Here is a 19,629-nt window from a genome sequence, read left to right on the forward strand (position 1 = left end):
TTCTTTGTCATGAGCTCCGCAATCCCGTTGCCGGAATTTGCCGGCGCAGCGCCTGCGCCAGGCGGGCGACGCCTTGCTCCAGTTGCTCCGCTTCCAGCGCGCCGAAGCCCAGGCGCAGCGCCGGGATGTCGCGGCCGTCGTCGGCGAAGGCGCCGCCGGGCAGGAAGCGCACGCCCGCGCTGCGCGCGTCCGCGCCCAGCCGCGGCATGTCCACCCAGGACGGCAGCCGCAGCCAAAGCGCCAGCCCGCCTTCCGGCAACTCGTATTCGGCCAGGCCGGCCAGATGGCGGTCTATCGCGTCGGCCAGCGCCTGGCGGCGCGCGCGGTAGATGCGCAGCGCGCGGCGGAGATGGCGTTTCAGTTCGCCGCTGTGCATCAGTTCGGCCACCGCCAGTTCGGTGACGGCGTTGCCTTGGCGGTCTATCAGCATGATGTCGGCGGCGCAGCGCTGGATGAGGGCGGGCTCGGCCACCAGATAGCCGACGCGCAGCCCCGGCGCCAGCACTTTGGACAGGGAGCCGACGTAAACGATGCGCTCGGCGGCGTCCAGGCTGGCCATCGGCAGCACCGGGCTGCGGCTGTAGTGGAATTCGTGGTCGTAGTCGTCCTCGATGATGGCGAAGCCGTAGCGTCGCGACAGGGCCAGCAATTGCAGCCGGCGTTCGGCCGGCATCATCCGCGTGGTCGGATACTGGTGGTGAGGGGTCAGGTAGACGGCCTTGACCGGCTGGCTCCGGCACAGCCGCTCCAGCGCGTCCGCACGCATGCCGGCGGCGTCCTGTTCCACGTCCAACGGCCGCGCGCCCAGAGAGCGAAAGGCTTCGCGCGCCGGCGGATAGCTGAGCGCGTCCAGCGCCACCGCGTCGCCGGGCCGCAGCAGCGCGCGGCCGGCCAGATAGATGCCCATCTGGCTGCCGCGCACCAGGCAGATGCGTTCGGCGTCGGCGTTGAGCCCGCGCTCCATGTCCAGCATCTCCGCCAAGGCCTGGCGCAAGGGCAGTTCGCCGCGCGGGTCGCCGTAGGCCAGCCGCCCGGCGCGGGCCGCGGCGATCAGCGCGCGGCGGTAGGCGCGGCCCAGCACGTCGAAGGGAATCAGCCGCGAATCCGGCACGCCGTCGCCAAAGTCGATGTCGTCGTGCGCGGGGACGCTTGCGGGCGTCCGCGCGGCGGCCGGCGCGGACCGCGGCGACAGCAGCGGCAGGCTGGGCGCGACGAAGGTGCCGCGCCGGCCCTGCGTCAGCAGCCAGCCTTGCGCCGCCAGTTCCTCGTAGGCCAGCACCGCGGTCTTGCGGTTGATGCCCAGCTGCGCCGCCAGTTCGCGGCTGCCTGGCAGCGGCGCGCCCGGCCGCAGCCGGCCGCGTTGGATGTCGGCGCTGATCTGCTGGGCGATTTGCAGATGCACCGGCAGCCCGCCGTCTCTATCCAGGCTCAGTTGCAAATCCCATTTTCGCAGCATGCCGCGGACCCCTTTCCTGGTTCTCGTTCCCGTTTCTGGACCATCAATCTTATCAAAACTGGATGTTTTTGCTGGTCCAGCGACGGCTTAAAGTGATCGGGATGGACATTCAAGGAGCGGCAAATGACACAAGAGGCAGACAGCGGCGCAGGCCGCTACCGGCTGGCGGCGATAGAGCGACTGGGGCGCGAGGTCTGCGGGCTGCGGCTGGAGTGCGCCGACGCGGCGCCGCTGTTTTTCCGCAGCGGGCAATTCGTTTCGGTGACGGCTCCGGGCGGGCTGACGCGCAGTTACTCGATGGCGGCGCCGCCGCGCGCCGACGGCGGCGTGGAGTTGCACGTGCGGCTGCAGCCGGGCGGGGCGTTTTCGGAATGGCTGCGCCGGCAGGCGCGGCCGGGCGACGCGCTTTGGCTGCAAGGGCCCTATGGCGATTGCGTGTGGCGGGAGGACTCCGGCGTCGATCAGGCCGTGATGCTGGCCACCGGCACCGGGATCGCGCCGCTGCGGGCGATGTTGCAGCAGGGCCTGGGCGCGGCCGGGCGGCGGCCGGTGACCCTGTACTGGGGCGGCCGCAACGCGGACGACCTGTATTTGCTCGAGGAGCTGCGAGCCTGGGAGCGTGAGCGGCCGGGATTCCGCTTTGAGCCGGTGCTGTCCGAGCCGGATCCGGACTGGGACGGCCGGCGCGGTTTCGTCCAGCAGGCGGCGGCCGAGGATTTTCCCTGTTTGCGCACCGCGGAGGTCTACGCCTGCGGCGCGCCGGCGATGGTGGACGCGGCGCGCCGATTGCTGACGCGGCAGCGCGGCTTGCCGGAAGAGCGTTTCCTGGCCGACGCCTTCCAGCCGGCGGCGCCAGCCGCGCCGAGCGCGGCCCTCATGGCGGTGAGCGTTCGCGCCGCGGACGGCGGGGAGCGGCGGCTGGAAGCGCCCGCCGCCGGCAGCCTGATGCAGGCGCTGGCCGCCGCCGGCCTGATGCGCGGCGTCTGCGGCGGGCAGGCCGCCTGCGGCACTTGCCTGGTACGCGTCGAGCCGGACTGGCTGCCGCGTTTGCCGGCGATGGAGCGCGCGGAGCGTCGGCTGCTGGCGGCGCTGGAGCTGTCGGAGGCGGACGAGGGCCGCTGCCGGCTGGCCTGCCAGATCGCCCTGCAGCCAAGCTTGCACGGTTTACAGATAGCCATACCCGGGTAGGCGACCGCCTGCCCGCACTCAAGCACAGGAGCATGAAATGGAAGCAAGCATTGAACAATCGGCGCTGGAGGGCGTGGGCCCGGCCTTCGATCCGCAGCAATTGATGGCGGTGCGGGACAAAACCCGGCAGGCGATCGCCCTGATCGCCGCGGCGATGCGGCCGGGCATGCTGGAGGAGGACGCGGTGGAACAGGCCAAGGACATCCTGGCCGAGCGCGGCATGCTGCGCGGCTGGCACGACGTCTACGTGCGTTTCGGCCGCAACACGCTGAAGACTTTCGGCGCGGCCTCCGATCCCGGCGTGCGTCTGGGCGAGGACGATATTTTCTTCATCGACATCGGCCCGGTGTGGAAACAGTGGGAGGGCGACGGCGGCGACAGCTTCGTCACCGGCGCCGATCCCGAGATGGCGCGCTGCGCCGCCGACGCCCGCGCCATCTTCCACGAGGTGAGGCGCAAATGGGCGAGCGAGGGCTGTAGCGGGCGCGAGCTGTACCGCTTCGCCGAGGACTGCGCCGCCGGCCGCGGCTGGGCCTTGAACCTGGATCTGTCCGGCCACCGGCTGGCGGACTTCCCACACGCGGCCATCCACGAGGGGCCGCTGGCGGAGGTGGACTTCACGCCGGCGCGCATGCTGTGGGTGCTGGAGATCCACATCCGCCATCCGTCCCGGCCCTTCGGCGCCTTCTTCGAGGACATGTTGCTGGAGGATGCCTGCTTTGCGGAGTGAGGGCCGCCTAGGTCTGGTTTAGGGCCTGTTCAAAGTCTCGCGAGCGAGAGCGAGACAAGGCGAAAACGAGCGAAAAAGCGGAATGTACTCGTGGTACATGAGCATTTTGAGCTTGTACTCGCCGTGCAAGGCGGCCTGAAGCGCAGCAGGCTTTGAATAGGTTCTTACAAGCCCAGTTCGCTCAGGCCGGGATGATCGTCCGGCCTGCGCCCCAGCGGCCAGTGGAACAGGCGCTCGTCCTCGCGGATGGCTAGATCGTTGATGCAGGCGTAGCGGCGTTGCATCAGGCCGTCGGCGGCGAACTCCCAGTTTTCGTTGCCGTAGGAACGGAACCACTGGCCGGCCTCGTCCCGCCATTCGTAGGCGAAGCGCACCGCGATGCGCTCGCCGTCGTGGGCCCATAGTTCCTTGATCAGCCGGTACTCGTGTTCGCGCCGCCATTTGCCGGCGAGGAAGTCGATGATCTGCGCGCGGCCGCGCGGGAATTCGGCGCGGTTGCGCCACTGGCTGTCTTCGGTATAGGCCTGGGCCACGCGTTCCGGATTGCGGCTGTTCCAGCCGTCTTCGGCCAGGCGGACCTTGAGGATGGCGTTGTCGCGATCGAAGGGCGGCAGCGGCGGGCGGAGTTCTGGTGCGTGCATGACGACGTTCCTGTCTGGTGAGGGAAGGCGCCCAGTGTGCGCCGGGCCGGCGGCAGGCGGAATATCCGCGGCGGACAATGCAGTGTTGCGCGGAGCGGAAGAACGCGTCCGGCGCGGACTGGCGCGCCGCCCGCGCTTGAGGCAGACTGCCGGACTGGGGCGCTCCGCCAGATCTTGCCGAATCCACGCCGTGAACAAATACAGCCAAATCTTTTCCGACATCGTCGCCGACATCGACAACCAGCGTTACCAGCAAGGCGACCGCATTCCTTCCGAAACCGAGCTGATGCAGGGCTACGAGGCCAGCCGCGGCACCGTGCGCAAGGCGGTGGACATGTTGCAGGAGCGCGGCTATGTGCAGAAGATTCACGGCAAGGGCGTGTTCGTGCTGCGCTCCGGCAATATCGAGTTCCAGCTCAGCGGCATCGTCAGCTTCAAGGAGGCGCATCAGCACCTGGGTCGCCGCGTCAGCTCCCGGGTGGCGGAGATGGAGACGGTGCCGGCGGACGCGCAACTGGCGCGTCTGCTGGACGTGCGCGAGAAAACCCCGCTGCTCAAGATCAAGCGGGTGCGCAATATCGATAATGAAAACGTGATCCTGGACATCAATTACTTCGTGGCCAGCCTGGTGCCGGGCCTGGACCGGGAGGCCGCCGCCGGCTCCATCTATGAATTCATCGAACAGCGGCTGGGCCTGAACATCAGTTACGCGCGCCGGGTGATAGAGGCGCAGGCCTGCGGCGACGACGATCGCCGCTATCTGGATCTGAACGGCATGGACCACGTGATCGTGGTCAAGAACCACACCCATCTCTACGACGGACGTCAGTTCGAATACACCGAGTCCCGCCACCGGCTGGACAAATTCTTCTTCTCCGACGTCGCCCGCCGCAAATAGCGGCGCAGCGGCGCGCGCCGTCATTCCTTGATCTGAAGCGATCCGTCGCGCCTGTTGCGTTCACGCACGGGGGCGTTTGATTTTGCGCAAACTCGTCTATACGAGTGTTGACACAACTCGTCTGTACCAGTTAGCGTGCCATCAGCATCGGCGGCGCTTGCCAATATCGCCGCCAGGTTTGATAACGGGCTAGACGGCGCAGACCGTCGGCCGAGAGATACAGGGACCCTCAGATGAGCCACGATTACCAGAAGATAGCCGCGCGGATACTCGAAGCGGTGGGCGGCCGCGACAACCTCCAGCAGGCCGCGCACTGCATTACCCGGCTGCGCCTGTCCTTGAAGGACGAAAGCCGGGTGGACCAGGAGGCCTTGCGCCAGGTGGACCTGATCAAGGGGCAGTTCAGTCACGGCGGCGTGTTTCAGATCGTGATCGGCTCCGGCGACGTGGACCGGGTCTACCAGCCCTTGATCGAACTGGCGGCGCTGCAGCGCGCCACCGTGGCCGAGGTCAAGGCCAGCGGCGATCAGAAGCAGGGCCGCTTGCAACAGCTGGTCAAGGTGTTCTCCGACGTGTTCATGCCCATCCTGCCCGCCATCATCGTGGCCGGCCTGCTGATGGGCTTGAACAATCTGCTGGGCGCCAAGGGCATGTTCATCGACGGCAAGAGCCTGCTGGACGCCTACCCGGGCCTGGACGGGGTGTGGGGGCTGATCAATATGATGGCCAACACCTCCTTCGTCTTCCTGCCGGCGCTGGTGGGCTGGTCGGCGGCCAAGCGCTTTGGCGGCAGCGAGGTGCTGGGCATCGTGCTGGGCCTGCTGCTGGTGCATCCGGACCTGCTCAACGCCTGGAACTACGGCAAGGCCGCCGCCGGCCTGGACGGCGCGGCGCTGCCGTATTTCGATGTGCTGGGCTGGTTCCGCATCGAGAAAGTGGGCTACCAGGGGCAGATCCTGCCCATCCTGGCCGCCACCTGGGTGATGTGCAGGGTGGAGCTGTGGCTGCGGCCGCGGGTGCCCAATTCCGTCCAGCTGCTGGTGGTGCCCATCGTCACCATCGTGGTCAGCGGGGTGCTGGCGCTGGCGGTGATCGGTCCGGTGGCGCGCCACCTGGGCATCGCCATCACCGACGCGCTAGTCTATGTGTTCAACCTGGCGCCCGTGCTGGGCGCGATGCTGTTCGGCGCCTTGTACGCGCCGCTGGTGTTGACCGGCATGCACCATATGTTCATCGCGGTGGATCTGCAGCTGATCGCCAACCAGGGCGGCACCTTCATCTGGCCGATGATCGCGCTGTCCAATATCGCCCAGGGCAGCGCCGCGCTGGCGATGTTCTGGCTGGCGCGCGCCAGCAATGAGAGGAGCATGGCGTCCACCTCGGCGATTTCCGCCTTCTTCGGCATCACCGAGCCGGCGATGTTCGGCGTCAACCTGCGCTACAAGCTGCCGTTCTACGCGGCGCTGGCCGGTTCCGCGCTGGCGGCGGCCACCATCACCCTCAGCCATGTGCGCGCTTCGGCGATAGGCGTCGGCGGCCTGCCGGCCTTCATCTCCATCATTCCGCAGCAGATTCCGATGTTCCTGGTGGGCATGGTGGTGGCCCTGGTGACGCCGTTCGCGCTGACCTGGGTATTGGCGCGCCGTCAGCTGCCGCAGTCCTGATACGAAAGCCGTTCCGATGAACAAGAATTTGAAATCCGCGGTGGTGTACCAGATTTACCCCAAGAGCTTTTACAGCCACCACGGCACGGCCACCGGCGATCTGCTGGGGGTGGCGGACAAGCTGGACTACCTGGCCTGGCTGGGGGTGGATTATTTGTGGCTGACGCCGTTCTACCGCTCGCCGCAGCGCGACAACGGCTACGACGTCAGCGATTACTACGCCATAGACCCGGCCTACGGCAGCATGGCCGATTTCGAACTGCTGCTGGCCGAGGCGCGGCTGCGCGGCATCGGGGTGATGCTGGACATCGTGGTCAACCACACTTCCACCGAGCATCCGTGGTTCCGTCAGGCCTTGCAGGGCCGGGACAATCCCTATCGGGATTTCTACATCTGGCGCGACCGGCCCAATAACTGGCGCTCCAAGTTCGGCGGATCGGCCTGGGAGTGGGACGAGGCCAGCGGCCAGTATTATCTGCACCTGTTCGACAAGACCCAGGCGGATCTGAACTGGGACAACCCGGCGGTGCGGCGCGCGGTGTTCGACATGATGAACTTCTGGGCGGACAAGGGCGTGTCCGGTTTCCGGCTGGACGTGATCAATCTGATTTCCAAGGACCCGGCCTTCTCCGAGGACGACAGCGACGGCCGCCATTTCTACACCGACGGCCCGCGGGTGCACGAATACCTGCAGCAGATGCACCGCGAGGTGTTCGCCGGCCGCGATCTGATGACGGTGGGGGAGATGTCGTCCACCTCGCTGGAGCACTGCGTCGCCTATTCGCATCCCGAGCGGCGCGAGTTGTCGATGACCTTCAACTTCCACCATTTGAAAGTGGATTACCCGGACGGCGAGAAATGGCGCGCGGCGCCCTTCGATTTCATCGCGCTCAAACGCATCCTGTCTGATTGGCAGCGCGGCATGCACGAGGGCGGCGGCTGGAACGCGCTGTTCTGGTGCAACCACGATCAGCCGCGAGTGGTGTCGCGCTTCGGCGACGCCGGCCGCTACCGGCTGGAGTCCGCCAAGATGCTGGCGACCACGCTGCACGGCCTGCAAGGCACGCCCTACATCTACCAGGGCGAGGAAATCGGCATGGCCAACCCCGGCTTCGCCGATATCGACGACTACCGCGACGTGGAAACCCGCAACGCCTATCGCCAGCTGCTGGCCGACGGCCTGGGGCGGGAAGAGGCGATGGCGGCGATCCGGCAGAAGTCGCGCGACAACTCGCGCACGCCTATGCAATGGGACGACGGCCGCTTCGCCGGCTTCTCGCGGCGCGAGCCGTGGATAGGGCTGGCGCCGGACGCGGAGACGGTGAACGTCGCCGCCGCGCGCCGCGATCCGGAGTCGGTGCTGCAGCATTACCGGCGTTTGATCGCGCTGCGCAAGCAGTACCCGATCTTCTGCGACGGCGATTACCGCTGCCTGACGCCGGACGATACGGCGCTATGGGTCTACGCGCGGACCGGGGCGCGCGAGAAGCTGCTGGTGATCAGCAATTTCAGCGCCGAGGAGCGCGACTATTCGCCGCCGGCCGACTACCTGGGACCGGATCACGCCTGGCAGCTGCTGTGCGCCAATTACGCCGACGCGGCGGCGCATCCCGCCCGGGCGCGGCTGCGGCCTTACGAATCGTTGATGTACCGCGCCGTTCTGAACTGAGCCTCAGATTTTCGAGGAGTGAATCCTCTGCGAGCTGCCGGCATTCCCGGCCGGCAGGCCGCGCTGTGCCCAAAACTAAGGGAAATGGAGAGAACAATGACTCAATTCGCACCCCGCGGCCTGGCCTTGCTGGCCTTGTCCGCCCCCTTGCTGCTGCCCGCCGCCGCCCAGGCGCTGGACTTTCACGGCTACGCCCGCCTGGGCGCCGGCGGATCGGACGGCGGCGGCAAACAGAGCTGCTTCCAGCTGGCCGGCGCCGAAACCAAGTACCGGCTCGGCAACGAATGCGAGCAGTACGCCGAATTGGAACTGGGCCAGCAGCTGTTCCAGGCCGACAACGGCAGCAAGCTCAGCGTGGTGGGCATGGCCAGCCTGTACAACCGCAACGGCCATTCGCTGACCTTCCAGGGCGACAATGGCAATGTCCGGCTACCGCAGGCCTACGCCAAATGGAGCGACATCCCGCAGCTGAACGGCGCCACGCTGTGGGCCGGCCGGCGCTACTACAAGCGTCACGACGTGCATATCGCCGACTTTTATTTCTGGAACCCCAGCGGCACCGGCTTCGGCCTGGAGGATTTCAAGCTGGGCCGGGAGCTCAAGCTCAGCTACGCCTTCTCGCGCAACGACAATTGGTGGCAGGCGGATCAGGCCAATAAGCACGATCTGCAATTGGGCGGCATCGCCGTCAATCCCGGCGGCGAGCTGAGCCTGGGCCTCAGCTACATCCAGCGCGCCGGCCAGGTGGCGGGCGCGAACAGCGGCTGGTCGCTCAGCGCGCTGCACGAGCAAAAAGGCGTGTTGGGCGGCCGCAATCTGTTCTCGCTGCAATACGGGGTGGGACCGGGCACCGGCCTGGGCGGCACCGGCAGCCTCGTCAGCGACAGCGGCGCGCGCCGCAGCCGCCTGGTGGAGGCGCTGGACTGGCAGGCCACGCGCGAGTTCGGCGGCCAGCTGATGCTGGCCTGGCAGCGCGACGCGCGGCCGGACGGCGGGCAGACCTGGTGGTCGGCCGGCGCGCGGCCGGTCTACGCCTTCGGCGAGCGCTTCAAGCTGGCGGCCGAGCTGGGTTTCGACCGGGTCAAGGCCGCCGACGGACAGGTCCGCACCCTGAGCAAGTTCACCATCGCGCCGACGCTGGCGCTGGACAAGGCGTTCTGGAGCCGGCCGGAACTGCGCTTCTTCTACACCTACGCGCGCTGGAACCGCGCCGCCCAGCAGGCGGCCGCGCCCGGCTCGACGCTGGCCGAAGGCGGCGCCTTCGGCAACGCGCTCAGCGGCTCCACCTTCGGGGTGCAGCTGGAGCATTGGTGGTGAGCGGCGTTTGAGCGCAAGGGGGCGGACCATCAAATTTTTTGAACGTCTCGCCCGGATAATTGATCTGTCGATCCCGTCCGGCGGCTGTTAGATTGCCTGTCTGACGCTAGACGGGAGGGACTATGCCGGACATCAACGCTCTTTTTCGGGCCCGCGTCGGCTGGGACGCGCAGCGGCCGCTGGCTTTCGAGGACATCGACGCCTTGTTGCGCGAGACGGCCTTGAGCCTGCCGTTTGAAAACCTGAGCCTGTTCCAGGGCGGGCCCGAGCCCATCAGCGAGCACAGCCTGCTGGAAAAAATCGCGCTGCGCGACGAAGGCGGCCTGTGTTACGAACTCAATCCCTTGCTTTATCTCTTCCTGCGCCGCAACGGCCTGGAAGCCAGCCTGATCCGCGCGACGATCTTCGATGAAGACAGCCAGGACTGGTTGCCGCTGGGCGGCACCCATGTCGCCATTCTGCTGTGGCATCAAGGCCAGGGCTATCTGCTGGATTGCGGCTACGGCCTCAAGCAGCCGCTGCGCATGGTGCCGCTGTGCGGCGAAGTGGCGCGCTCCGCCAACGGCGACTACCGGGTGGCTTGGCCGGCCGGCGCCGGCTTCGCGCAACTGGAGCGGCGGCCGCCGGGGGAGGGCGAGAGCTGGCGCATCGCCTACGGTTTCGATCTGGACGACGAGATCGCCGATTGCGGCGCGCTGAGCGAGATCCAGCGCCGTATCGCCGAGGATCCGCGCTCGCCGTTCAACAAGAGCCGGCTGATGGCCCTGCTGACCGCCGAAGGCAGCCGGGTGCTGACCGAGGACGCGCTGACCGAGACCCGCAACGGCAGGCAATGCCGGCTGACGCTGGCGCCGGGCGAGTTCGAGACCTTCCGCCGGCTGTTCACCCGGCGCTTTAGCGCGTCGCCGGGCTGAGCGGCGAGGGCTTGCCGCCCGCGCCGGGACAGGTACACTGAGGCCCTGATCCATTGCCGGGAGTTTCGCCGCCATGTCCGCCCTGTTTCGCTCCGTCCGCCGGTTCGCGCCGGCGCGCATGCTGCTGGCCCGTCCGCGGCTGGTGATCGCCGCCGCCGTCGGCCTGCTGACCGTGCTGGCGCTGCCCTGGCTGTTGCCGATGCGGGAGATCACCCGCTACATCGTCGGCTGGAACGCCGGCGCCGCGCTCTATCTGGCGCTGGTGGCCTGGATGATGTTCAGCGAGGGCCGTCAGCACATCCGCCATTGGGCCAGGCTGGAGGACGAGGGGCAGACGCTGGTGATGACGCTGGCCGTTTTGGCGGCGCTGGCCAGCCTGGCCGCCATCGTGCTGGAGCTGGCGGCGGTCAAGGACCTGCACGGCTGGCCGCGCGCCGTCCACGTCGCGCTGGCCATCCTGACCATTTTTTCCTCCTGGGCCTTCATTCACGTGATGTTCGCGCTGCATTACGCGCGGGCCTACTACGCCGCCCACGCGCGCGGCCTGGCGCCGGGCCTGGAGTTTCCCGGCAAAGAGGAGCCGGATTACGGCGACTTCCTCTATTTCGCCTGCATCATAGGCACGTCCGGACAGACGGCCGACGTCAGCTACACCACCAGCGCCATGCGCAAGGTGGGCACGCTGCATTGCGTGCTGTCCTTCTTTTTCAACGCCACGGTGTTGGCCTTGATGATCAATATCGCCGCCGGCCTGATCTGATGCCGGCGCGCAGCGAGACCCCATGTTGAATGCTTTGAAATTATTGCTCTTGTTCGGCCTGACCGCGGTGGCGGAAATCGTCGGCTGTTACTTGCCCTGGCTGTGGCTGCGCAAGGAGGGGCCGTGGTGGCTGTTGCTGCCGGCGGCGCTGGCCTTGACGCTCTTCGTCTGGTTGCTCAGCCTGCATCCGGCGGCGGCGGGCCGGGTCTATGCCGCCTACGGCGGCGTCTACGTGGCGGTGGCGCTGTTGTGGCTGTGGCTGGTGGACGGCGTGCGGCCCAGTGTTTGGGACATGGCCGGCGCGGCGGTGGCCTTGTGCGGGATGGCCATCATCATGCTGGCGCCGCGGCCGGTCTGAGAGCCTGTTCAAAGTCTGCTGCGCTTCGGCGATACGGCGTTGAAAACCGCTTCGAAATGCTCATGTACCGAATGTACACTCCGCTTTCTCAGCCGTTTTCGCCTTGTCTCGCTCTTGCTCGCGAGACTTTGAACAGGCTCTGAGAGCGGATTGCCGATCCAGCGCGCGGCGAAGCGACATGAAAAAACCGGGCTTGGCCCGGTTTTTTTTGACGGCGGCGCGGTTCAGGCGGCCGGCGGCAGGGTGTCGGCGAAGGACGGCCGCGTCATCAGCCGCTCCAGCAGACTGGCCAGATTGGGATGGCTGTCGCGCCAGTCTATTTCCGGGAAGCGGAAATCCAGATAGCCCAGGCAGGCGCCGACGGCGATGTCGGCCAGGCTGTAGCCCACGCCGTTGCACCATTGGCGGTCGGCCAGATCGGCGGCGAGCGCGGCCAGGCCGCGATCTATCTTGCCGCGTTGGCGCGCGATCGCTTCCGGCATCTGCTTGTCGTCCGGGCGCCGTTTTTCCAGCACGATGGCCACCGCGGCGTCGACGATGCCGTCGGCCAGCGCTTCCCAGCGGCGGGTGGCGATCAGCAGGCGGTTTTCCTGCGGCAGGATGCGCGACACCGGGGAGATATTGTCCAGATACTCGGCGATGACGCGCGAGTCGTACAGCGTCGAGCCGTCATCCAGTTCCAGAACCGGCACCTTGCCCAGAGGATTGTAGTCGCCGACGCGGGTATCCGCGTTCCACGGCACGTCCTCCTCCAGCGGGCAGTCTATTTTCTTTTCGGCCAGCACGATGCGCACCTTGCGGGCGTAGGGGCTGGTCAACGAGGCGATCAGTTTCATGTTTCGGGTCGTTCTGGATGATGGCTGGCGAAGTGCTCGCCGGACGCGAGGCCTGGCGAGCGACTACTTTAGCGCAATGCCGTGGCGGCTGGAAGGCTTACTTCAACTCCACCTTGCCGCTGACTTGCAGTTGCAGTTGCGATTGTCCTGGCTGCAGGTCCGGTTGGGCCACTTCCGCGTTGGCGGCCATGCCGGCGGCCTTCATCATCATCGGCGGGCGGAAGATGGGCGACTGGCTGCCTATGTCCAATTCCTTGATATTGCTGACGTTTTTGCCAATCGCCTTGGCGGCGATCTTGGCCTGGGCTTCCAGATTGGCGATGGCCTCCGGCAGCATGCTCTGCTCGGCTTCCTTGCGCGCCTGGTCGGACACGCTGAATTGCAGCCCTTGCAGCAACAGGTTCTGTTGCAGTTTGGCCATCAGTTCGGCGGCCTGGGTGAAGTCGCGGCTCTTCAGCTGGATTTCCACCCGGCCTTGCCAGCCCTGAATCTTGCCGTTTTTGTCGTAATTGGGCCAGGTGTTGTAGCCGCCGCTGGACAGCTGCACCTTGGAGTAGTTGCGGCCCAGCGCAATGCCCTGGGCGGCGGCCTTGTTAAGCCTATCGGCCAGCACCGCCGGCTGGGCGTTGCTCATTTGCTGGTAGAAGGTGGCGCTGATCTGGTCGTTGGCCACTTCGCGCTGCGCGCTGGCGGACAGATTGAGCTGGGTGCTTTCGGCCAGCGCCGGGGCGGCGCTGACGGCGAACAGGGTTCCGAGGCTGGCAAGCAAGAGAGTTGGTTTGTTCATGTGTCGATTCCCATGACATTGTTGTCTTGATCGGAAAAGTCCGATTTGCAGTGTGTAGGCCCATCATGCCCGAGAAAAGTTTCCGACGGCATACTGCCCTTCGGCCAGTTCTATCCGGTTGCGGCCGTTGCGCTTGGCCCGGTAGAGCTGGCCGTCCGCGGCGCGGAACAGGCTGGAGAGGCCGTCGTAAGGCTGCTGGCTGGTGCTGGCCACCCCGATGCTGACGCTGACGCGCAAGGGCGGGGCGGCGGCGGCCGGTTGCGGCCGCAGCGCGTCCACCGCGCGCAGGATGCGTTGCGCGGCCGCGTGCGCGTCCTCCAGGCCGGTGCGCGGCAGCAGCATCACGAACTCCTCGCCGCCGTAACGGCCGACGATGTCGTCGCGGCCCGCCTCCGCGCGCAGGCAGGCGGCCAGTTGCTGCAGCACCAGGTCGCCGCACTGGTGGCCGTAGCGGTCGTTGATGCTTTTGAAGTGGTCCACGTCCAAGAGCAGCAGCGCCAGCGGCTTGCGCTCGCGCCAGGCGCGGCGGCAGGCGGCCTCGGCCAGTTCGCGGAAGCGGCGCTGGTTGAGCAGATTGGTCAGGCCGTCGTGGCTGGCCTGGTGCTGGGTCCGCTCCAGCGCGCGCTCGTAGCAGATGTACAGCGCGCACAGGATGAAGCTGAAGCTGAGCCAGTGCATGCCCAGCGAGCTGAGCATGGTGAAGCGCATCGCGTCGGCGTCGTAGACCTCGCCGGTCCAGCCGGCGTGGACGATGCGCGCCAGCGCCAGCAAGGCGTACAGCAGGCAGACCGTCAGCGCCATCTTGCGGCCGGCGCCGCCGATGCGCGAATGTCCGGGCCACAGCTCGCGCGCGGCCAGCAGCCAGGCGATCAGATAAACCAGGCAGACCGCGGCGGTGCGGCGTCCCATATCGGCCGGGCCGGCCAGTATATAGGCGCTCATGCCGGCGGCCGTCAGCAGCAGGCTTTGCCAGACGCGCGGACGCTTGCCGTTCAGATGGCGGATGCCGCAGAGCGCGACGGGATGGAACAGCATCCACAGCAGATTGTTGAACACCAGTTGCGGCCACGGCGGCAGGCCGATGGGCAAGAGGCTGAACACGCCGCCCAGGCTGACGCAGACGCCGGCCGCGCAGAAATACAGAAAGGCCCGCTCGTCGCGGTTGCGCAGCCAGAACATCGTGATGACGGCGGTCAGCACCAGGCCGTAACCGGTGGTGCTGAGCACGGTGGCCTGGAAGTCGAGGATGCTTTGCATGTAGGAGTCTGTTCAAAGTCCGCTGCGCGCGTTGAAAGCTCGCGCGGCGAGCGCGGCGCCCTGTGTCGCGGGCGGGCGCCAGAGCTTGAACAGGCTCCGAGGCGGGCGCGCTTTGCAAGGTGAATTATGACAAGCGGCCCATCATAGGGCCCTTGTCCATGCTCTTCAATCCGCAAAGCTACGCAGCCGGGCTGACAAATCCCGACAATGAGGCCGCCGGGATTCATTTGTCCTGTCAGGCCAGGTATTCGTATCCCGGCAGCGTCAGGAACTCGACGAAATCGTCCGAGGTGGTCAGCAGATCGAACATCGCCGCCGCGTCGTCGTACTGGCGGGTCCAGCGCGCGCCGTACTCGGCCTTGAGCTTGGCCGTCTCCGCCGCGTGCAGCTGGCGGAACAGCTCGACGGTGACTTTGCGGCCGTCGTCCAGCACGCCCTTGGGGCTGCGCATCCATTGCCAGATCTGAGAGCGGGAGATCTCGGCGGTGGCGGCGTCTTCCATCAGATTGTGGATGGGCACGCAGCCGTTGCCGGAAATCCAGGCGCCCAGGTACTGGATGCCGACATTGATGTTCATCGCCAGCCCGGCTTCGGTGATCGGCGCTTCCGGCTGGAAGTTGAGCAAGTCGGCGGCGCCGACCTGAACGTCCGGCCGCTGCTTGGCGATCTGGTTGGGCGCGTCGCCCAGCACCTTGCCGAAGGCCTCGGCGGCGATGGGCACCAGGCCGGGGTGGGCCACCCAGCCGCCGTCGTAGCCGTCGGCGGCGTCGCGCTCCTTGTCCGCCCGGACGCCGGCCAGCGCCTTCTCGTTGGCCTCCGGATCGTTCTTGATCGGAATCAGCGCCGCCATGCCGCCTATCGCCGGCGCCGCGCGGCGATGGCAGGTTTTCAGCAGCAGCAGCGCGTAGGCGCGCATGAAGGGCACCGTCATAGTGATCTGGGCGCGGTTGGCCAGGCAGAAGTCGCGGTTCTGGCGGAATTTCTTGATGCAGCTGAAGATGTAGTCCCAGCGGCCGGCGTTGAGGCCGGCGCTGTGCTCGCGCAATTCGTACAGGATTTCGTCCATTTCGAAGGCGGCGAGTATGGTTTCGATCAATACCGTGGCCTTGATCGTGCCCTGGGGGATGGACAGCTCCTGTTGGGCGAAGACGAACACCTCGTTCCACAGCCGCGCTTCCAGATGGCTTTCCATCTTGGGCAGATAGTAATAAGTGGCGCTGCCCGAGCCGCGCAAGAATTCGATGTTGTGGAAGAAGGACAGGGCGAAGTCGAACAGCGCGCCGGAGACGATGTCGCCGTCCACCTTGACGTGCTTTTCCATCAAATGCCAGCCGCGCGGCCGCAGCAGCAAGGTGGCGGTGTCGGCGTTGAGCCGGTATTGCTTGCCGTCCGGGTTGGCGAAGGAAATGGTCTTGCGGTAGGCGTCGCGGACATTGATCTGGCCGTTGATCTGGTTGTCCCAGCTCGGGCAGTTGGAGTCCTCGAAGTCCGCCATGAAGCTCTTGGCGCCGGAATTGAGCGCGTTGATCATCATCTTGCGGTCCACCGGGCCGGTGATTTCCACGCGGCGGTCCAGCAAGTCGTCCGGCAGCGGCGCGATCTTCCAGTCGCCGGCGCGGACGGCGGCGGTGTCGGGCAGGAAGTCCGGCAGCTTGCCGGCGTCCAGCTCCGCCTGGCGCGCGGCGCGGGCGGCCATCAGTTCGCGGCGGCGCGGCTCGAAGCGGCGGTGCAGCTTGGCGACGAAGGCCAGCGCGTCGTGGCTGAGGATGTCGGCGTAGGCCGGGGTGAGCGTAGCGAGGATTTCCATCCCCTGGGGAAGCGCGGCTGCCATGCTGGGACTCCTTTGCATCGTTGGACGGGGCGGCGAGCGGACGCGCCGGGACGGGCGGCGCCCGCGTCCGGACCTGGGACAGTGAAACGGGACCTGGCTAGTCTATCTAGGCAAAGCGTAAAAAAAAATGCATATATAGACATATCATCTTTTACTTTTTGTTAGCTAATCGTGGGGCGGCCCGGATGTTGAAACAATTGGAGACCTTTGTCGCCGTGGTGTCGCAGGGCAGTTTGTCGGCCGCCGCGCGCCAGGAGGGCGTGGTGCCGGCCATCATCGGCCGGCGCATAGACGCGCTGGAGGAGAGGCTGGGCGTCAAGCTCCTGACCCGCAGCACGCGCAGCCTGGCGCTCACTCAGGAGGGCGCGGCCTTTTTCGAAGACTGTCAGCGCATCCTCGCCGATCTGGAGGACGCCGAAGCGGCGGTGGCTTCCGGCAGCGGCCGCGCGCGCGGCCATCTGCGGGTGTCGGCGCCGGCCGGCTTCGGCCGCAAGCATGTGGCGCCGCACATCGCCGGTTTCCAGCTACGCCATCCGGACGTCAAGGTGACGCTGGATCTGTCGGACCGGCTGGTGGACCTGCAGCGCGACCGCGTCGATTGCGCGATCCGCATCTCCGACCTGGCCGATTCCTCGCTGGTGGCGATCCGGCTGGCGGAAAACCGCCGCGTGGTGGTGGCGGCGCCGGCCTATCTGGCGCGTCACGGACTGCCGCGCCGCTTGGAGGATCTGGCCGAGCACAACTGCCTGTCCCTGGGCGAGAGCCAGAGCCGAGGCTGGGCGTTCCGCCGCGACGGCGAGGCGGTGAACCTGCGCGTGAGCGGCCGGCTGGAGTGCAACGACGGCGCGGTGCTGCACGACTGGGCCTTGCAGGGCCTGGGCCTGGCCTGGCGTTCGCTGTGGGAGGTGAAGGACGATCTGTCCGACGGCCGGCTGGTGACAGTGCTGGATGAATTCTCCGCGCCGGACTATCCGGTGTGCGCGGTGGTGCCGCAGCGCCGCCTGCTGCCGGCGCGGGTGCGGCACTTCGTCGACTATTTGCGGTCAGTGTATGCTGACGCGGCTTATTGGAATTGAGGCGATGAAGATGAAAACAGCGATGGCGGCGCTCTTGGCGCTGCTGGCGGCCGGCCCGTCCTGGGCCGGCGCGGGCACGGTGGGACTGAGTTGCCTGCCGTCGGCCGGCGCCGGCGTGGACATGCGCGAGTGGCTGTTGGACCGGCTGGTCTTGAAGGGGGCGGCGGTGGACGAGGCGCGTCCGCAATGGAAGCTGTGCTTCAAGCAAAGCCAGCAGCGCCAGGTGTATTGGCCGGCGGACGGCTGGTACGCCGGCGGCTGGCGCGATTGGCGTTACGGCGGCGGCATGTATTGGTCGCCGGACTATCAGGTGCGCACGGTGCGCACGCTGGCGCTGGAAGTGGTCAACAGCGCCGACGGCGCCATGTTGTGGCAGGGCCAGCAGGAATTGGGCGACGGCGACAACGGTCGCCAGCAATTGGAGAACGCCGCGCGCAAATTGATAGATTTAATGCCATTGCCATGATTTGTTTTGCGCTATGATGACACGCAGGGTTTGATGGCCGCGGGCTATATGGGGTTTCCCGTATTGCCGGCGGCCGGCCCTGCGGTACTATCGCATTCTTCCCCGGCATGAACTGCGTGGATCGGCGGCTTAAGCACCGCGCTCGACAACGGCAAGCCCTTGTTATCGCGTTTATTTAAAGCCAACGACAGACAGAGCAGCGGGGAGAGGACACAACAGATCATACAGGCCCTATCCGAGTATGAAGCGCCCGCCGGGACAGCGGGCGCTTTGTCGTTGTACCGGACGGCCGTTACGGGACAGTGAAACAAATGAGTTTGATGCGCAAAAAGAGCGTCCAGGGAATGCTGGCTACCGCTCAGACCTCGCGTGGGCTTCGCAAGGAGCTTTCCGCTTTCGACCTTACCATGCTCGGCATCGGCGCCATCATCGGCACCGGCATCTTCGTGCTGACCGGCACCGGCGCCACGGTGGCCGGCCCCGGACTGGTGCTTTCCTTCGTGATCAGCGCCTTCGCCTGCGGCTTCGCCGCGCTGTGCTACGCCGAGTTCGCTTCCATGCTGCCGGTTTCCGGCTCCACTTACACTTACGCTTACGCCACGCTGGGCGAGATGATCGCCTGGATCATAGGCTGGGACTTGCTGCTGGAATACCTGCTGGCCTCGTCGGCGGTGTCGGTGGGCTGGTCCGGTTATTTCCAGAGCCTGCTGTCCGGCTTCGGCGTGACCCTGCCTGAATACCTGACCGCCGCCGCCGGCTCGCTGCCGGGCAAGCAGACGCTGTTCAATCTGCCGGCCTTCTGCGTGGCGATGGTGATCACCGCCTTGCTGGCCTTCGGGATCAAGGAATCCAAGCGCGTCAACAATGTGGTGGTGCTGATCAAGGTGGGCGTGGTGTTGCTGTTCATCGGCATCGGCGTGTGGCACGTCAAGCCGGTGAACTGGCAGCCGGCGCTGCCCTTCGGCTTCTCCGGCGTGTTCCACGGCGCCGCCATCGTGTTCTTCAGCTTCATCGGCTTCGACGCGGTGACCTGCGCCGCCGAGGAAGTGAAGAACCCGGCCAAGGACATCCCGCGCGGGGTGATCTGGTCGCTGGGCGTGTGTTCGCTGCTCTATGTGGTGGTGGCCGCCATCATGACCGGCATCGTGCCTTATATGCAGTTCGCCGGCGTTGACCACCCGGTGTCGCTGGCCTTGCAAGTGGCCAAGCTGGACTGGTTCGCCGGCTTCGTCGACCTGGGCGCCATCCTCGGCATGATGACGGTGATCCTGGTGATGACTTACGGCCAGACCCGCATCCTGTTCGCGATGTCGCGCGACGGCCTGCTGCCCAAGATCTTCTCCGAGGTGAACCCCAAGTACGGCACCCCGTACAAGGCCACCTGGCTGATCGGCACCATCATCGCCTTGCTGGCCGGCTTCGTGCCGCTGCACACCCTGGCCGAGCTGGTGAACATCGGCACCCTGGCCGCCTTCACCCTGATCGCGCTGTCGGTGATCGTGCTGCGCAAGCGCGAACCCGATCTGCCGCGCAAATTCGTCTGCCCGGGCGTGCCCTACATCCCGACGCTGGCCATCCTGTGCTGCGGCTTCCTGATGACTCAGCTGTCGCTGCTGACCTGGCTGTGCTTCATGGCCTGGTTGTTGATCGGCCTGGTGGTGTACTTTGGCTATTCGCGGCGCAATTCGCTGTTGAACAATCCTGCTTAAGGCGGAAAAGGAAAAAGCCGGCGTCAGCCGGCTTTTTTTGCGCCCGGCGCCGGCGGGCGGATAATGGCGGCT

The 19,629-nt window shown here is 66.4% G+C and carries 18 protein-coding genes; 12 read left to right on the forward strand and 6 right to left on the reverse strand.

Annotated elements, in window-relative coordinates:
* Positions 1-7: 7 nt before the first annotated feature.
* The gene (locus tag NK214_RS04660) at positions 8-1,456 is read right to left on the reverse strand and encodes a PLP-dependent aminotransferase family protein (protein ID WP_253313850.1); all 1,449 of its coding nucleotides are present in this window, start codon (positions 1,454-1,456) and stop codon (positions 8-10) included.
* 123 nt (positions 1,457-1,579) lie between these two features.
* On the opposite strand from NK214_RS04660, the gene NK214_RS04665 reads away from it, so the two are divergent.
* Together NK214_RS04665 and NK214_RS04670 are read left to right on the forward strand one after the other, a co-directional pair.
* The gene (locus tag NK214_RS04665; protein WP_253313851.1) at positions 1,580-2,644 is read left to right on the forward strand and encodes an FAD-binding oxidoreductase; all 1,065 of its coding nucleotides are present in this window, start codon (positions 1,580-1,582) and stop codon (positions 2,642-2,644) included.
* Positions 2,645-2,681: 37 nt separating this feature from the next.
* Positions 2,682-3,374: a M24 family metallopeptidase gene (locus NK214_RS04670; protein WP_107798254.1), complete on the forward strand. Its 693-nt coding sequence runs from the start codon at positions 2,682-2,684 to the stop codon at positions 3,372-3,374.
* A gap of 164 nt (positions 3,375-3,538) precedes the next feature.
* On the opposite strand, the gene NK214_RS04675 is transcribed toward NK214_RS04670, so the two are convergent.
* Entirely contained in the window at positions 3,539-4,015 is a 477-nt protein-coding gene (locus NK214_RS04675; RefSeq protein WP_253313852.1) for a nuclear transport factor 2 family protein, read from the reverse strand.
* Positions 4,016-4,205: 190 nt separating this feature from the next.
* Here NK214_RS04675 and treR point away from each other — a divergent pair, with 190 nt between their 5' ends.
* From treR to NK214_RS04710, 7 genes are all read left to right on the forward strand, one after another.
* Entirely contained in the window at positions 4,206-4,913 is a 708-nt protein-coding gene (treR, locus tag NK214_RS04680; protein WP_199225800.1) for a trehalose operon repressor, read from the forward strand.
* A 233-nt stretch (positions 4,914-5,146) separates the two neighbouring features.
* Positions 5,147-6,577 carry a PTS system trehalose-specific EIIBC component gene (treP, locus tag NK214_RS04685; protein ID WP_107798257.1) on the forward strand — a complete coding sequence of 477 codons (1,431 nt, stop codon included), beginning with the start codon at positions 5,147-5,149 and terminating at the stop codon, positions 6,575-6,577.
* Between the two features lie 16 nt (positions 6,578-6,593).
* Positions 6,594-8,246, forward strand: a complete 1,653-nt coding sequence (treC, locus tag NK214_RS04690; protein WP_253313853.1) for an alpha,alpha-phosphotrehalase — start codon at positions 6,594-6,596, stop codon at positions 8,244-8,246.
* A gap of 96 nt (positions 8,247-8,342) precedes the next feature.
* Complete coding sequence (locus NK214_RS04695; protein ID WP_253313854.1) at positions 8,343-9,563, forward strand: carbohydrate porin; 1,221 nt, start codon at positions 8,343-8,345, stop codon at positions 9,561-9,563.
* A gap of 122 nt (positions 9,564-9,685) precedes the next feature.
* Positions 9,686-10,477: an arylamine N-acetyltransferase gene (locus tag NK214_RS04700; RefSeq protein WP_107798260.1), complete on the forward strand. Its 792-nt coding sequence runs from the start codon at positions 9,686-9,688 to the stop codon at positions 10,475-10,477.
* Positions 10,478-10,550: 73 nt separating this feature from the next.
* Positions 10,551-11,237, forward strand: a complete 687-nt coding sequence (locus NK214_RS04705) for a DUF1345 domain-containing protein (RefSeq protein WP_227107074.1) — start codon at positions 10,551-10,553, stop codon at positions 11,235-11,237.
* A 25-nt stretch (positions 11,238-11,262) separates the two neighbouring features.
* Positions 11,263-11,595 (forward strand): YnfA family protein, encoded by a 333-nt coding sequence (locus NK214_RS04710; protein ID WP_346774537.1) that lies wholly within the window; start codon positions 11,263-11,265, stop codon positions 11,593-11,595.
* Between the two features lie 224 nt (positions 11,596-11,819).
* Here NK214_RS04710 and NK214_RS04715 read toward each other — a convergent pair whose 3' ends face one another.
* The 4 genes from NK214_RS04715 to aceB form a co-directional block, all read right to left on the reverse strand.
* Positions 11,820-12,431 carry a glutathione S-transferase gene (locus NK214_RS04715; RefSeq protein ID WP_253313855.1) on the reverse strand — a complete coding sequence of 204 codons (612 nt, stop codon included), beginning with the start codon at positions 12,429-12,431 and terminating at the stop codon, positions 11,820-11,822.
* A 97-nt stretch (positions 12,432-12,528) separates the two neighbouring features.
* Entirely contained in the window at positions 12,529-13,218 is a 690-nt protein-coding gene (locus tag NK214_RS04720) for an SIMPL domain-containing protein (protein ID WP_107798261.1), read from the reverse strand.
* A gap of 63 nt (positions 13,219-13,281) precedes the next feature.
* On the reverse strand, positions 13,282-14,475 hold the full coding sequence (locus NK214_RS04725) for a GGDEF domain-containing protein (protein ID WP_253313856.1): 1,194 nt from the start codon (positions 14,473-14,475) through the stop codon (positions 13,282-13,284).
* A gap of 235 nt (positions 14,476-14,710) precedes the next feature.
* Positions 14,711-16,306 carry a malate synthase A gene (aceB, locus tag NK214_RS04730; protein WP_227107080.1) on the reverse strand — a complete coding sequence of 532 codons (1,596 nt, stop codon included), beginning with the start codon at positions 16,304-16,306 and terminating at the stop codon, positions 14,711-14,713.
* A 185-nt stretch (positions 16,307-16,491) separates the two neighbouring features.
* Here aceB and NK214_RS04735 point away from each other — a divergent pair, with 185 nt between their 5' ends.
* The 3 genes from NK214_RS04735 (at position 16,492) to NK214_RS04745 (ending at position 19,557) form a co-directional block, all read left to right on the forward strand.
* Complete coding sequence (locus NK214_RS04735; RefSeq protein ID WP_253313857.1) at positions 16,492-17,382, forward strand: LysR family transcriptional regulator; 891 nt, start codon at positions 16,492-16,494, stop codon at positions 17,380-17,382.
* A 4-nt stretch (positions 17,383-17,386) separates the two neighbouring features.
* Positions 17,387-17,848, forward strand: coding sequence for a DUF4136 domain-containing protein (locus NK214_RS04740; RefSeq protein ID WP_227107084.1), 462 nt, complete (start codon positions 17,387-17,389; stop codon positions 17,846-17,848).
* A 344-nt stretch (positions 17,849-18,192) separates the two neighbouring features.
* Positions 18,193-19,557 (forward strand): amino acid permease, encoded by a 1,365-nt coding sequence (locus NK214_RS04745; RefSeq protein WP_269326035.1) that lies wholly within the window; start codon positions 18,193-18,195, stop codon positions 19,555-19,557.
* Positions 19,558-19,629 lie beyond the last annotated feature (72 nt).

This window comes from Chromobacterium sp. S0633 (assembly GCF_024158805.1).
Taxonomy (GTDB): domain Bacteria; phylum Pseudomonadota; class Gammaproteobacteria; order Burkholderiales; family Chromobacteriaceae; genus Chromobacterium.

Excerpts from the sequence above, each read along its gene's own strand:
- NK214_RS04720 (WP_107798261.1), bottom strand. The coding sequence starts at position 13,218 with ATGAACAAACCAACTCTCTTGCTTGCCAGCCTCGGAACCCTGTTCGCC.
- NK214_RS04675 (WP_253313852.1), bottom strand. The coding sequence starts at position 4,015 with ATGCACGCACCAGAACTCCGCCCGCCGCTGCCGCCCTTCGATCGCGAC.
- NK214_RS04705 (WP_227107074.1), top strand. The coding sequence starts at position 10,551 with ATGTCCGCCCTGTTTCGCTCCGTCCGCCGGTTCGCGCCGGCGCGCATG.
- NK214_RS04715 (WP_253313855.1), bottom strand. The coding sequence starts at position 12,431 with ATGAAACTGATCGCCTCGTTGACCAGCCCCTACGCCCGCAAGGTGCGC.
- NK214_RS04725 (WP_253313856.1), bottom strand. The coding sequence starts at position 14,475 with ATGCAAAGCATCCTCGACTTCCAGGCCACCGTGCTCAGCACCACCGGT.
- NK214_RS04745 (WP_269326035.1), top strand. The coding sequence starts at position 18,193 with ATGCTGGCTACCGCTCAGACCTCGCGTGGGCTTCGCAAGGAGCTTTCC.
- treP (WP_107798257.1), top strand. The coding sequence starts at position 5,147 with ATGAGCCACGATTACCAGAAGATAGCCGCGCGGATACTCGAAGCGGTG.
- NK214_RS04735 (WP_253313857.1), top strand. The coding sequence starts at position 16,492 with ATGTTGAAACAATTGGAGACCTTTGTCGCCGTGGTGTCGCAGGGCAGT.
- NK214_RS04695 (WP_253313854.1), top strand. The coding sequence starts at position 8,343 with ATGACTCAATTCGCACCCCGCGGCCTGGCCTTGCTGGCCTTGTCCGCC.
- treC (WP_253313853.1), top strand. The coding sequence starts at position 6,594 with ATGAACAAGAATTTGAAATCCGCGGTGGTGTACCAGATTTACCCCAAG.
- aceB (WP_227107080.1), bottom strand. The coding sequence starts at position 16,306 with ATGGCAGCCGCGCTTCCCCAGGGGATGGAAATCCTCGCTACGCTCACC.
- NK214_RS04665 (WP_253313851.1), top strand. The coding sequence starts at position 1,580 with ATGACACAAGAGGCAGACAGCGGCGCAGGCCGCTACCGGCTGGCGGCG.
- NK214_RS04660 (WP_253313850.1), bottom strand. The coding sequence starts at position 1,456 with ATGCTGCGAAAATGGGATTTGCAACTGAGCCTGGATAGAGACGGCGGG.
- NK214_RS04670 (WP_107798254.1), top strand. The coding sequence starts at position 2,682 with ATGGAAGCAAGCATTGAACAATCGGCGCTGGAGGGCGTGGGCCCGGCC.
- NK214_RS04700 (WP_107798260.1), top strand. The coding sequence starts at position 9,686 with ATGCCGGACATCAACGCTCTTTTTCGGGCCCGCGTCGGCTGGGACGCG.
- NK214_RS04740 (WP_227107084.1), top strand. The coding sequence starts at position 17,387 with ATGAAGATGAAAACAGCGATGGCGGCGCTCTTGGCGCTGCTGGCGGCC.